The organism is Enterobacter sp. DVT3837 (assembly GCF_056238685.1).
In genome coordinates this window covers 1,840,402-1,852,884 of record NZ_JBWDLA010000001.1, presented here as the reverse complement: position 1 = coordinate 1,852,884, position 12,483 = coordinate 1,840,402, and the positions used below count along the sequence as shown (strand labels likewise).

11 protein-coding genes are annotated in these 12,483 nt (G+C 55.2%); 8 read left to right on the top strand and 3 right to left on the bottom strand.

Annotated features, from left to right (window positions below; translation table 11 throughout):
* Nucleotides 1–208: 208 nt before the first annotated feature.
* The 5 genes from greB to feoC all read left to right on the top strand — a co-directional run bounded on the left by greB (nucleotide 209) and on the right by feoC (nucleotide 6,188).
* Nucleotides 209–682, top strand: coding sequence for a transcription elongation factor GreB (gene greB / locus AC0XWG_RS08985; RefSeq protein WP_028018028.1), 474 nt, complete (start codon nucleotides 209–211; stop codon nucleotides 680–682).
* An 86-nt stretch (nucleotides 683–768) separates the two neighbouring features.
* Nucleotides 769–3,099, top strand: a complete 2,331-nt coding sequence (locus tag AC0XWG_RS08980; RefSeq protein ID WP_128348358.1) for a Tex family protein — start codon at nucleotides 769–771, stop codon at nucleotides 3,097–3,099.
* Between the two features lie 265 nt (nucleotides 3,100–3,364).
* A complete protein-coding gene (gene feoA / locus AC0XWG_RS08975; RefSeq protein ID WP_010436417.1) occupies nucleotides 3,365–3,592 on the top strand; it encodes a ferrous iron transporter A in 228 nt (75 codons plus the stop codon).
* A 30-nt stretch (nucleotides 3,593–3,622) separates the two neighbouring features.
* Entirely contained in the window at nucleotides 3,623–5,941 is a 2,319-nt protein-coding gene (gene feoB, locus AC0XWG_RS08970) for a Fe(2+) transporter permease subunit FeoB (protein WP_128348359.1), read from the top strand.
* A gap of 10 nt (nucleotides 5,942–5,951) precedes the next feature.
* A complete protein-coding gene (gene feoC / locus AC0XWG_RS08965; RefSeq protein WP_028018031.1) occupies nucleotides 5,952–6,188 on the top strand; it encodes a [Fe-S]-dependent transcriptional repressor FeoC in 237 nt (78 codons plus the stop codon).
* A gap of 33 nt (nucleotides 6,189–6,221) precedes the next feature.
* On the opposite strand, the gene AC0XWG_RS08960 is transcribed toward feoC, so the two are convergent.
* Both AC0XWG_RS08960 and bioH read right to left on the bottom strand, forming a co-directional pair.
* Nucleotides 6,222–6,491 (bottom strand): YdgH/BhsA/McbA-like domain containing protein, encoded by a 270-nt coding sequence (locus AC0XWG_RS08960; protein ID WP_128348360.1) that lies wholly within the window; start codon nucleotides 6,489–6,491, stop codon nucleotides 6,222–6,224.
* A 111-nt stretch (nucleotides 6,492–6,602) separates the two neighbouring features.
* Nucleotides 6,603–7,376 (bottom strand): pimeloyl-ACP methyl ester esterase BioH, encoded by a 774-nt coding sequence (gene bioH / locus AC0XWG_RS08955; protein WP_028018033.1) that lies wholly within the window; start codon nucleotides 7,374–7,376, stop codon nucleotides 6,603–6,605.
* Nucleotides 7,377–7,413: 37 nt separating this feature from the next.
* Between bioH and gntX the strand changes: the two genes are divergently transcribed.
* The 3 genes from gntX to gntT all read left to right on the top strand — a co-directional run bounded on the left by gntX (nucleotide 7,414) and on the right by gntT (nucleotide 10,358).
* Nucleotides 7,414–8,097: a DNA utilization protein GntX gene (gene gntX / locus AC0XWG_RS08950; RefSeq protein ID WP_128348361.1), complete on the top strand. Its 684-nt coding sequence runs from the start codon at nucleotides 7,414–7,416 to the stop codon at nucleotides 8,095–8,097.
* A gap of 61 nt (nucleotides 8,098–8,158) precedes the next feature.
* Complete coding sequence (gene nfuA / locus AC0XWG_RS08945; RefSeq protein WP_028018035.1) at nucleotides 8,159–8,734, top strand: Fe-S biogenesis protein NfuA; 576 nt, start codon at nucleotides 8,159–8,161, stop codon at nucleotides 8,732–8,734.
* A gap of 307 nt (nucleotides 8,735–9,041) precedes the next feature.
* Nucleotides 9,042–10,358, top strand: a complete 1,317-nt coding sequence (gene gntT, locus AC0XWG_RS08940) for a gluconate transporter (RefSeq protein ID WP_014171973.1) — start codon at nucleotides 9,042–9,044, stop codon at nucleotides 10,356–10,358.
* Nucleotides 10,359–10,394: 36 nt separating this feature from the next.
* On the opposite strand, the gene malQ is transcribed toward gntT, so the two are convergent.
* Complete coding sequence (gene malQ, locus AC0XWG_RS08935) at nucleotides 10,395–12,476, bottom strand: 4-alpha-glucanotransferase (protein ID WP_028018036.1); 2,082 nt, start codon at nucleotides 12,474–12,476, stop codon at nucleotides 10,395–10,397.
* Nucleotides 12,477–12,483 lie beyond the last annotated feature (7 nt).

Genomic DNA, 12,483 nt, shown 5'->3' with positions numbered 1-12,483 from the left:
CGGATAGTCTTTGTAACAGCGTATTCTAAAAAAGTGCACGTGTTCGACCAGCTAATTCTGGTATAAATTCTAGTCGAAATTGTTACAAAGCATATTTAACAGCAGCTTATCTGCTCATTTCATCACATAAATCATTATTAATCCTGTCTGTTACACTGTGTGGTACGTATTGTGCGCAAGACAGAAAACCGGCAGCAAAGGCTTTACCATGAAAACGCCCCTGATCACCCGCGAAGGGTACGAAAAACTCAAAAAAGAGATGGATTACCTGTGGCGCGAAGAGCGTCCTGAAGTGACGAAAAAAGTCACCTGGGCCGCGAGCTTGGGCGATCGCAGCGAAAATGCTGATTATCAGTACAACAAGAAGCGGCTGCGTGAGATCGACCGTCGGGTACGCTATCTGACGAAATGCCTTGAGAACCTTAAAATTGTCGATTACTCCCCGCAGCAGGAAGGCAAAGTGTTCTTCGGCGCATGGGTGGAGATTGAAAACGATAACGGCGATACCCTGCGTTTTCGCATCGTCGGCTACGATGAAATTTTTGGTCGTAAGGATTACATCTCCATCGACTCCCCTATGGCCCGTGCGCTGTTGAAAAAGGAAGTGGGCGATTTAGCCGTCGTTCAGACACCCGGCGGTGAAGCCAGCTGGTACGTCAATGAGATCGAGTACGTAAAATAGTCCGAGAGCGCCCTCCCCGGCTGGCATTTTGCCGTGTCAGCCCGTATAACTATCCCCTGATTTTTGACCCACAAGATGATAAAGCCATGATGAAAGATTCGCTCTGCCGCATTATTGCGGGTGAACTTCAGGCCAGAGCCGAACAGGTAGAAGCTGCCGTTCGCCTGCTTGATGAAGGGAACACCGTGCCGTTTATTGCACGTTATCGTAAGGAAGTCACCGGCGGTCTGGATGACACACAGCTACGTAACCTGGAGACCCGTCTGGGTTATCTGCGCGAACTGGAAGAACGTCGTCAGGCGATCCTCAAATCCATCGGCGAACAGGGTAAACTGACCAGCGAGCTGGAAAGCGCTATTAACGGTACCCTGAGCAAAACCGAACTCGAAGACCTCTATCTGCCGTACAAACCAAAGCGCCGCACGCGCGGGCAGATTGCGATTGAAGCGGGTCTTGAGCCGCTGGCCGACCTGCTGTGGAACGAACCTTCCCACGATCCAGATACCGAAGCGGCGAAATTCATCGACGCTGACAAAGGCGTAGCGGACACCAAGGCCGCCCTCGACGGCGCGCGTTATATTCTGATGGAACGCTTTGCCGAAGACGCCGCCCTGCTCGCCAAAGTACGTGATTACCTGTGGAAGAATGCCCACATCGTCTCGACCGCCGTCGCGGGTAAAGAGGACGAAGGCGCGAAATTCCGCGACTACTTCGATCACCACGAACCGATTTCAACGACCCCGTCTCACCGTGCGCTGGCAATGTTCCGCGGCCGCAACGAAGGCGTGCTGCAGCTTTCCCTGAATGCCGACCCTCAGTTTGACGAGCCGCCGAAAGAGAGCCACTGCGAGCAGATCATCATCGATCACCTCGGCCTGCGTCTGAACAACGCCCCGGCGGACAGCTGGCGTAAAGGCGTGGTGAGCTGGACGTGGCGTATCAAAGTGCTGATGCACCTCGAAACCGAGCTGATGGGCACCGTGCGCGAGCGCGCCGAAGATGAAGCGATCAATGTGTTTGCCCGCAACCTGCACGACTTGCTGATGGCCGCCCCGGCGGGCCTTCGCGCCACCATGGGGCTCGATCCGGGTCTGCGTACGGGCGTAAAAGTGGCGGTAGTTGACGGCACCGGTAAGCTGGTGGCAACCGACACCATCTATCCACACACTGGCCAGGCAGCGAAAGCGGCTGTCGCAGTGGCGGCACTGTGCGAGAAATACAACGTGGAGCTGGTTGCTATCGGCAACGGTACGGCGTCCCGCGAAACCGAACGTTTCTACCTCGACGTGCAGAAACAATTCCCGAAAGTAACGGCGCAGAAAGTGATCGTCAGTGAAGCGGGGGCATCCGTCTATTCCGCATCTGAACTGGCGGCGCAGGAGTTCCCGGACCTGGACGTTTCTCTGCGCGGCGCGGTCTCTATCGCTCGTCGTCTGCAGGATCCGCTGGCAGAACTGGTGAAGATTGACCCGAAATCCATCGGTGTGGGCCAGTATCAGCACGACGTGAGCCAGACTCAGCTCGCCCGTAAGCTGGATGCGGTGGTGGAAGACTGCGTAAACGCCGTCGGTGTAGACCTGAATACCGCCTCAGTTCCCCTGTTGACCCGTGTTGCAGGCTTAACCCGCATGATGGCGCAGAACATCGTCGCATGGCGTGATGAGAACGGTCAGTTCCAGAACCGTCAGCAACTGCTGAAGGTGAGCCGTCTGGGACCGAAAGCCTTTGAGCAGTGTGCGGGCTTCCTGCGCATCAACCACGGTGATAACCCGCTGGATGCCTCAACCGTTCACCCGGAAGCGTACCCGGTGGTAGAACGCATTCTGGCTGCCACTCAACAGGCACTGAAAGACCTGATGGGTGATAACAGTGCGCTGCGCAACCTGAAAGCCGCGGATTTCACCGACGATAAATTTGGTGTGCCAACCGTCACTGACATCATCAAAGAGCTGGAAAAACCGGGCCGCGATCCACGTCCTGAGTTCAAAACCGCGACCTTTGCCGACGGCATCGAGACCATGAACGACCTGCTGCCAGGCATGGTGCTGGAAGGCGCGGTGACCAACGTCACCAACTTTGGCGCATTTGTTGATATCGGCGTGCATCAGGATGGCCTGGTCCATATCTCATCCCTTGCCGATAAGTTCGTTGAAGACCCGCACACCGTGGTCAAAGCGGGCGATATCGTGAAGGTCAAAGTGCTGGAAGTGGATTTACAGCGCAAACGAATTGCCCTGACCATGCGTCTGGACGAGCAGCCGGGCGAAACCAACGCGCGCCGTGGCGGCAATGGTGGTGGCCGCGAGCAGCAGCGCCCGGCCGCTAAAGCCGCGAAACCGCGTGGGCGTGATGCTCAGCCTGCAGGCAACAGCGCGATGATGGATGCGCTGGCGGCCGCGATGGGTAAAAAACGCTAACCTCTCACCCTCTCCCCACAGGGGAGAGGGGATCGCGCAGTACGGTTTATTCTCTCACTCCTTTATTTAAACCAATAATTAGCACGCCATTAACAAATAGGCCGCTTCTCTCGTCGCCGCATATTCAGCAAATATTGAGCAAGGTCAAACAGGCCGTAAATTAATCCCGCAAACAACATTCCGTCACAGTTTTATTATTGCTGATACAAACTATTCTCATTATCATCGCATAGTAGATTATTTAACCTTCGTGGGATCAGGCATTATGCAATTCACTCCAGACAGTGCATGGAAAATTACCGGTTTTACCCGTGAAATTAGCCCGGCCTATCGGCAAAAGCTGCTTTCACTGGGCATGCTACCCGGCTCGTCTTTCCAGGTCGTGCGCGTTGCCCCGTTAGGTGATCCCGTTCATATCGAAACCCGCCGCGTGAATTTGGTGCTGCGTAAGAAAGACCTCGCATTAATAGAAGTCGAAGCCTTATCTCAATAACAAGCCAGCGGTTTCAGTGAGTCTACTAAAATGAAAAAATTAACTATTGGCTTAATTGGTAATCCAAATTCCGGCAAGACCACGTTATTTAACCAGTTAACCGGAGCGCGTCAGCGCGTGGGTAACTGGGCAGGTGTGACGGTTGAGCGTAAAGAAGGCCAGTTCACGACAACAGACAACCAGGTCACACTGGTTGACCTTCCTGGCACCTATTCCTTAACCACGATTTCGTCGCAAACCTCGCTCGATGAGCAAATTGCCTGCCACTATATTCTTGGCGGCGACGCGGATCTCCTGATCAACGTGGTCGACGCTTCCAATCTTGAGCGTAACCTCTATCTGACGCTGCAACTGCTGGAACTGGGTATTCCCTGCATCGTGGCGCTTAACATGCTCGACATTGCCGAGAAACAGAAGCTGCGCATCGACGTCGATGCTCTCTCAGCGCGCCTGGGTTGCCCGGTGGTTCCGCTGGTGTCGACGCGTGCTCGCGGCATTGATGCCCTGAAGCTGGCGATTGACCGTCATACGGGGAATCGCGACGTTGAGCTGGTGCATTACGCGCAACCACTTCTGCGCGAAGCCGGTCTTCTGGCAGAGGAAATGGACAAAAGCATGCCCGAAAAACAGCGTTTGTGGCTCGGCCTGCAGATGCTGGAAGGGGATATCTACAGCCGTGCATACGCCGGGCATGCGGCAGATAAACTGGATGTCACAATCGCCCGTCTTAGCGACGAGCTGGATGACCCGGCTCTGCACATCGCCGATGCACGTTACCAGGCAATTGCCTCGATTTGCGACGTTGTCAGTAACGCCCTCACGGCGGAACCGAGCCGTTTTACCGCTGCGGTAGACAAGATTGTGCTTAACCGTTTCCTGGGTTTGCCGATCTTCCTGCTGGTGATGTACGTAATGTTCCTGCTCGCCATTAACATCGGTGGCGCACTCCAGCCTATTTTCGACGCCGGTTCCGTCGCGGTCTTCGTCCACGGTATTCAGTGGGTGGGTTACACCCTGCACTTCCCGGAATGGTTAACCATCTTCCTCGCACAAGGGATCGGCGGCGGTATCAACACCGTTCTGCCTCTGGTGCCACAGATCGGCATGATGTATCTGTTCCTCTCGTTCCTGGAAGATTCCGGCTACATGGCGCGCGCGGCGTTTGTCATGGACCGTCTGATGCAGGCTCTTGGTCTGCCGGGCAAATCCTTCGTCCCGCTGATTGTTGGCTTCGGCTGTAACGTACCGTCGGTGATGGGTGCACGTACCCTGGATGCACCGCGTGAACGTCTGATGACCATCATGATGGCGCCGTTTATGTCCTGCGGTGCGCGCCTGGCCATCTTTGCGGTTTTTGCGGCAGCCTTCTTTGGCCAACAGGGCGCGCTGGCGGTCTTTTCGCTGTATGTGCTGGGTATTGTGATGGCGATCCTCACCGGTCTGATGCTGAAGCACACCATCATGCGCGGTGAAGCGTCGCCGTTTGTGATGGAGCTGCCGGTGTATCACGTGCCGCATCTAAAAAGCCTGGCGATCCAGACCTGGCAGCGCCTGAAAGGCTTTGTGCTGCGCGCCGGTAAGGTAATTGTCATCGTCAGCATTTTCCTGAGCGCGTTGAACAGCTTCACCCTCAGCGGACAGGCGGCAGATAACATCAACGATTCTGCTCTTGCCTCCGTCAGCCGCGTCATCACGCCGGTCTTCAAACCGATTGGCGTGCATGAGGATAACTGGCAGGCGACGGTTGGCCTGTTCACGGGTGCAATGGCAAAAGAGGTGGTTGTCGGCACCCTGAACACGCTTTACACCGCTGAGAACATTCAGGAGCAGGAATTTAATCCGGCAGAGTTTCATCTCGGTAACGAACTGTTGGGTGCAGTAGAGGAAACCTGGCAGAGCCTGAAAGACACCTTCAGCCTGAGCGTGCTGGCAAACCCTATTGAAGCCAGCAAAGGCGACGGTGAAATGGCGACGGGGGCTATGGGCGTGATGAGTGAGAAGTTTGGCAGCGAGTCTGCAGCTTACAGCTACCTCATCTTTGTCCTGCTCTATATTCCGTGCATCTCCGTGATGGGGGCGATTTCCCGTGAGTCCAGCCGTGGCTGGATGGGATTCTCCATTCTGTGGGGGTTAAACATTGCTTACTCTCTGGCGACGCTCTTTTACCAGACCGTTAACTTTAGCCAGCACCCGCGTTACAGCCTGGTCTGTATTCTGGCAGTTGTCCTCTTCAACGTGTTAGTTATCAGTCTGCTACGCCGGGCACGCAGCCGCGTCGATATCGACCTGCTGGCAAACCGTAAAACCACCGCGACCTGCTGCAGCAGCCCGGCGGGTGACTGTCACTAAGGAGTAAGCCATGGCATCGTTGATTCAGGTTCGTGATCTGCTGGCATTACAAGGGCGGATGGAGGCGAAACAGCTGAGCCTCAGCCTGCATACGCCGCAACCGATGATCGATGCCATGCTGGAAAGGCTGGAAGCCATGGGGAAAGCCGTGCGGATTCAGGAAGACGCGGACGGCTGTCTCTCCGGCAGTTGTAAAAGCTGCCCGGAAGGTAAAGCCTGCCTCAAGGAGTGGTGGGCTTTGCGTTAATAAAGCCGGGCAGAAATGCCCGGCTTTATCGTATTACTTATAGACTTCCGCCGTTGCGCGCACGTTTTTTGTATCTTTATTCGCACTGGTCACCACGTAGTACGTCCCGCCCAGTTCATCCGCCTTTTTCGACAACTCTCTGCGAGCGTCCATCGGCGCGGTGGTGTCAGACGTAGAAATCTCACCAATTTTGGTCAGATTCATCCCGGCAACTTTATCTTTTTCCAGCTCTTTTGCCGCAAAGACGCCAAATGAAATTGACCCAATAACCAGAGAAATGACAATACCTGTAACAAGTTTCATAGCCTGACTCTCCTTAGGATTGTTGTTTTGATTGTCGTAGGCAGAACCACCGCAACGACATCTGGAGTATGGTTGCGGTGTAAGACTTTTTCCAGGCTGGATAGAAATTAATCAGTCTAAACGTTGACTTAACGCAATGAGCGCTGAGCAAAACTCCGCCGGATGAGAGATAAACGGGGCATGCGCCGCTTTGGCAATGATCTGCGATTCACTTTCCGGCCAGAGCGAATCCAGCAATGGAACTACTTTCCGCGGAACCAGTCCGTCGAGGTAGCCATAAATACGCAGATGCGGCATCGTCAGCGCAGACAGCGGTTCACGTAGGTCAACCGTTTTCAGGATCTCAAGACCACCGTTAAGCACCTCAACATCCGGCATCGGCAGGGAAAGCACGGTCTGCTTCAGCGCTCTCGCATCCTGACGCGCGGTTTCGGTCCCCATCGTTTGCAATGCGAGGAAACGTTCAACGGTCCGCTGAAAATCTTCACTCAGCTGTTGCTGGAAGCCCGCCAGCACATCCGGTTTTATACCCGGCCACGACGCCTGCGCACTAAAGCATGGCGACGAGGCCACGGTCACCAGCGCGCTCACGCGTTCTGGTCGGGAGAGCGCAATCTGGCTTGCCACCAGCCCGCCCAGGCTCCAGCCCAGCCAGATAGCGTTTTGTGGCGCGGCGGCCAGAACCTGCTGCGCCATCTCATCAAGCGACATAGGGCCAAAACCACGGCTGCGACCAAAACCCGGTAAATCCACCAGATGCAGCGTGAAATGCGAGGCCAATTCCTCGTTTATGCAATTCCATACTTCCGCATTCAGGCCCCATCCGTGCAGCAGCACAAGATGGCAATTTCCTGTCCCTACAGTCTGCCACCACAGCGTCTTCATCAGTTACTGTTCTCTTTATTTCACATGGAGGTTGCACATGCTAACAGTGCCTGGCTTGTGCTGGCTATGCCAAATGCCACTTACACTCAGTGGGTGGGGGATCTGTTCCGTCTGCACGCGGTCGCTGGAAGGACGTCTCACGGTCTGCCCACAATGTGGTTTACCGGCCACGAGCCGACATATACCCTGCGGACGCTGCCTGAAAAAATCCCCGCCCTGGAGCGCGCTGGTGGCGGTGGATGATTATGTTCCACCGTTGAACAGGCTCATTCACGCCCTGAAGTTTTCCGGTCAGAGTTCGCTGGCGCAACCTCTCGCCCGCCTGTTATTGCTGGCGGTGTTACAGGCTCGTCGTAGCCGCACCCTGCCGAAAATCGACAGGGTGGTGAATGTCCCCTTATACCGACGCCGACACTGGCGGCGCGGCTACAACCAGAGTGACCTGCTCTGTCGCCCACTCGCCCGCTGGCTCGGCTGTGAGTATGATGCCTCTGCGCTCACGCGTGTCCATGCCACCGCCATCCAGCATCAGCTCAACGCCCGGCTTCGCAAAAGAAACCTCAAAAATGCCTTTCGCCTTGAATTAGCGGTCAAAGGCCTCCATATCGCGATTGTGGATGATGTCGTCACCACAGGCAGTACCGTTGCTGAACTTTCCCGACTGCTTTTGCGAAGCGGCGCCGCGTCGGTTCAGGTATGGTGTCTGTGCCGTACCTTGTAGCCCTTCTTCAATGGGCGTATGATTATACCCAGGTAATTTAGTCAACTATTAGGCCAAAGCTATGATCCGTATTTCCGATTCTGCACAAGCGCACTTTGCCAAACTGCTGGCAAATCAGGAAGAAGGGACGCAGATCCGCGTGTTTGTGATCAATCCAGGCACTCCGAATGCAGAATGTGGTGTCTCTTATTGTCCGCCGGATGCGGTAGAAGCAACTGACACAGCCCTTAAATTTGAACAGCTCACCGCCTACGTTGATGAGCTGAGCGCACCGTATCTTGAAGATGCGGAGATCGACTTCGTCACCGACCAGCTGGGTTCTCAGCTGACTCTGAAAGCGCCGAACGCGAAAATGCGTAAAGTGGCAGACGATGCGCCGCTGATGGAGCGCGTAGAGTATCTTCTGCAGTCCCAGATCAACCCACAGCTAGCGGGCCACGGTGGTCGTGTTTCCCTGATGGAAATCACTGACGAAGGCTTCGCCATTCTGCAGTTTGGCGGCGGCTGTAACGGGTGTTCCATGGTCGATGTGACCCTGAAAGAAGGGATTGAAAAGCAGCTGCTGAACGAATTCCCGGAACTGAAAGGCGTGCGTGATCTGACCGAGCACCAGCGCGGCGAGCACTCTTACTACTGATTCAGTGCCCGTCTGTATCGCCCGGTGGCGCTGCGCTTACCGGGCCTCGCTTCTCCCCCTTCATTCCCTCCATATGTTGACCTGCGTCTCATAATTCAAATTTAGCCTCCCAGGGTGATTCTCAATCACATCATGTTACCCGTATCATTCTCGTGGGCACTAAGCACTCTCATAACAGCCGACTAAACTTATTGGTTTCCAAGGTATCAGTACTAGTGCCGTAATCACTCTGTTCCCAGTTGGGACAATCGGAATTTGTCGTTGAAACAATGACGTTACCCATAACAATTCAAAGGCCAGGTAAATCATGCCATTAGTCATCGTTGCTATCGGTGTTGTGTTATTACTGCTCTTGATGATCCGTTTCAAAATGAACGGATTTATCGCTCTGGTTCTGGTGGCACTTGCAGTCGGTCTGATGCAAGGGATGCCGCTGGTGAAAGTCATCAGCTCCATTAAAGCCGGTGTCGGCGGGACGCTCGGCAGCCTGGCGTTGATCATGGGCTTCGGTGCCATGCTCGGCAAAATGCTGGCGGACTGCGGTGGTGCTCAACGTATTGCCACCACGCTCATTGCCAAATTTGGTAAGAAGAACATCCAGTGGGCGGTGGTTTTAACCGGTTTTACCGTCGGTTTCGCGCTGTTCTATGAAGTGGGCTTTGTGCTGATGCTGCCACTGGTGTTCACCATTGCGGCGGCGGCAAACATCCCTCTGCTGTATGTCGGTGTACCAATGGCCGCTGCGCTGTCCGTGACGCACGGCTTCCTGCCACCGCACCCGGGTCCAACCGCTATCGCGACCATCTTCCACGCCGATATGGGTAAAACGCTGCTGTTCGGCACCATTCTCGCTATCCCAACAGTGATCCTGGCAGGCCCGGTGTATGCCCGTTTCCTGAAAGGCATTGATAAGCCAATCCCGGAAGGTCTGTACAGCGCAAAAACCTTCACCGAAGAAGAGATGCCTGGCTTTGGCGTCAGCGTCTGGACCTCTCTGGTGCCGGTTATCCTGATGGCGATGCGTGCCGTGGCAGAGATGATCCTGCCGAAAGGTCACCCGTTCCTGTCCGTTGCGGAGTTCCTGGGTGACCCGGTGATGGCAACCCTGATTGCGGTATTGATCGCGATGTTCACCTTTGGTCTGAACCGTGGTCGTTCAATGGATCAGATCAACGACACGCTGACCTCCTCCATCAAAATCATTGCCATGATGCTCTTGATCATCGGCGGTGGCGGTGCGTTCAAGCAGGTACTGGTCGACAGCGGCGTGGATAAATACATCGCGGCCATGATGCATGAAACTAACGTGTCACCGCTCCTGATGGCCTGGTCTATCGCCGCGGTTCTGCGTATTGCACTCGGTTCTGCGACCGTGGCCGCCATCACCGCCGGTGGTATCGTTGCGCCGCTGATTGCCACGACGGGTGTTAGCCCTGAGCTGATGGTTATCGCAGTCGGTTCCGGTAGCGTGATTTTCTCTCACGTAAACGATCCGGGCTTCTGGCTGTTCAAGGAGTACTTCAACCTGACTATCGGTGAAACCATCAAGTCCTGGTCTGCGCTGGAAACCATTATTTCAGTGTGCGGTCTGGTCGGGGTTCTGCTGTTGAATATGGTTATCTGATGTAAAAAAAGAACCCGCCAACTGGCGGGTTCTTTTTTATTTCTTCTTCACTACTGCTCTTCTGCGCTTATCCAAATCCTTAATCAGCTTGTTCACCCCATCATCGGCAAACATCTTCTCAAGACTCACGGACAACTTGCGACGCCAGTTCTTGTACTGATAGCTGGTTCCCGGAATGTTCACCGGCCCGGCCATATCAATCCAGTCTTCCGGTTGCAGACCCAGCAGGGCACTGTTGCTGTCAGCAATATAGCGCTGCAAGCCACGGTTGAGCGTCGGGGTCATCGCCATCAGCGACGCCTTATGCCCGGCACGTTTCGGCAGACAGCCATGCTTATGCAAGGCATCCAGCAAGCCCTGTTTCGCCAGCTCGCGATCCTGATACAGACCGCGTAACACCTCTTCATCAGGATACAGCCCCAGCGTTTTACCGAGCGTCAGATCACCGCTTTCCCAATAGCCACGCAGCGTAGGAAGATCATGCGTCGTCGCGACTGCCATTGACTGTTCAGGGTACGCTTTCGGCGCGCGGAAGGTTTTCTCATGGTCGTTTTCAAAATAGAGCACTTTATAGGAATACACACCGCTATCACGCAGTTTACTGACAATCTCCACTGGCACAGTACCCAGATCTTCACCGATCACCATGCACTGATGGCGCTTACTTTCCAGCGCCAGGATCGACAGCAGATCGTCAACCGGATACTGTACATACGCCCCGTGGTCCGCCGTTTCACCATATGGGATCCACCACAGACGCAGCACGGACATCACATGGTCGATACGCAGCGCCCCGCAGTTCTGCATGTTAGCGCGCAGCAGGTCGATAAACGGCTCGTAAGCACGCGCCGCCATCACGTGCGGATCCATCGGCGGTAAGCCCCAGTTCTGACCGAGCGGGCCAAGGATATCCGGTGGCGCCCCCACAGAGGCTTTCAGGCAGTAAAGTTCACGGTCACACCAGGTTTCCGCCCCGCCTTCAGCCACACCCACGGCCAGGTCACGATACAGGCCGATCGGCATCTTGTAGCCCTGGCTTACCTGCCAGCAGGCAGCAAACTGGCTGTACGCCAGCCACTGCAGCCACAGGTAGAAATCCACCTCGTCAGCATGCTTCTTACAGAACGCTTTCACTTCCGGGGTATCAACAGATTGATACGCTTGCGGCCATACCGGCCAGCCCCAGCGCATTTCATCCTCTTTCACCTGGTATGCGTGCAATGCGTCAAATGCCGCCTGCCAGTAAAGGCTTTCGCCCTCCTGGGTAACAAACTGACGAAAAGCCGCCATCTGCTCATCATCGCGCCGGGCAAAACCTTTCCACGCCAGGCGTAAAGCCGCCATCTTCAGCGAGGTAACCGTCGAGTAATCAACCCATTCCGCGTCACGAGCCTGTTTCAGCATCTGTTGGGTGGTCGGAAGTTTCCACCATGCCTGCGCTTCTTTGCTGTTTTTGAAGTCATCTAACGCGTTAACGTCGATATAGATGACGTTCAGCCAGCGACGGGACGACGGGCTATACGGGCTGGCGCTCTCCGGGTTGGCCGGATAGAGCGCGTGAATAGGGTTAAGACCAATAAATGCGCCGCCGCGCTCCCCCACCGATGCCAGCATTTTTTTCAGGTCGCCAAAATCGCCGATCCCCCAGTTGCTGTCGGAACGCAACGTGTAGAGCTGCACGCAGGCACCCCACAGCTTTTTACCTTCAAGCAACGCCTGCGGTTCATAGCAACGTTTTGGTGCCACAATCACCCGGCAAGGGTACCGCTGGTCGTCCTGGGTGAGCGTTAAGGTGTGATAGCCCTCCGGCAGTTTTGCCGGAAGGTTTAGCATTTTGCCGCCGGTGGCGTGGCCTTTGTGCTGATGCCCCTCTTCGGTGGTAAGCAGCCAGCTAAACTCGCCCTGCCCCTCCACCGCCAGAGGCATCTTTTTGCCTGCGGTGAATACCTTCACATTCGGCACTGGCGCAACCGACGCTTTCGCGTCGGTTTTTTGCATGGCATCCAGCAAACGTCTTTTGGTGTCGGCGCCAATAGACTGCGGTTTGCCGTGAGCATTAATGTAACTGAGGCTGATCCCCGCCGCCTGCGCGGCGCTGTCCAGACGTTTACTCTCCATCGCGCTT

Bases quoted from the DNA above. Each gene is read 5' to 3' on its own strand.
- greB (WP_028018028.1), top strand. From the start codon at position 209: ATGAAAACGCCCCTGATCACCCGCGAAGGGTACGAAAAACTCAAAAAA.
- AC0XWG_RS08980 (WP_128348358.1), top strand. From the start codon at position 769: ATGATGAAAGATTCGCTCTGCCGCATTATTGCGGGTGAACTTCAGGCC.
- feoA (WP_010436417.1), top strand. From the start codon at position 3,365: ATGCAATTCACTCCAGACAGTGCATGGAAAATTACCGGTTTTACCCGT.
- feoB (WP_128348359.1), top strand. From the start codon at position 3,623: ATGAAAAAATTAACTATTGGCTTAATTGGTAATCCAAATTCCGGCAAG.
- feoC (WP_028018031.1), top strand. From the start codon at position 5,952: ATGGCATCGTTGATTCAGGTTCGTGATCTGCTGGCATTACAAGGGCGG.
- AC0XWG_RS08960 (WP_128348360.1), bottom strand. From the start codon at position 6,491: ATGAAACTTGTTACAGGTATTGTCATTTCTCTGGTTATTGGGTCAATT.
- bioH (WP_028018033.1), bottom strand. From the start codon at position 7,376: ATGAAGACGCTGTGGTGGCAGACTGTAGGGACAGGAAATTGCCATCTT.
- gntX (WP_128348361.1), top strand. From the start codon at position 7,414: ATGCTAACAGTGCCTGGCTTGTGCTGGCTATGCCAAATGCCACTTACA.
- nfuA (WP_028018035.1), top strand. From the start codon at position 8,159: ATGATCCGTATTTCCGATTCTGCACAAGCGCACTTTGCCAAACTGCTG.
- gntT (WP_014171973.1), top strand. From the start codon at position 9,042: ATGCCATTAGTCATCGTTGCTATCGGTGTTGTGTTATTACTGCTCTTG.
- malQ (WP_028018036.1), bottom strand. From the start codon at position 12,476: ATGGAGAGTAAACGTCTGGACAGCGCCGCGCAGGCGGCGGGGATCAGC.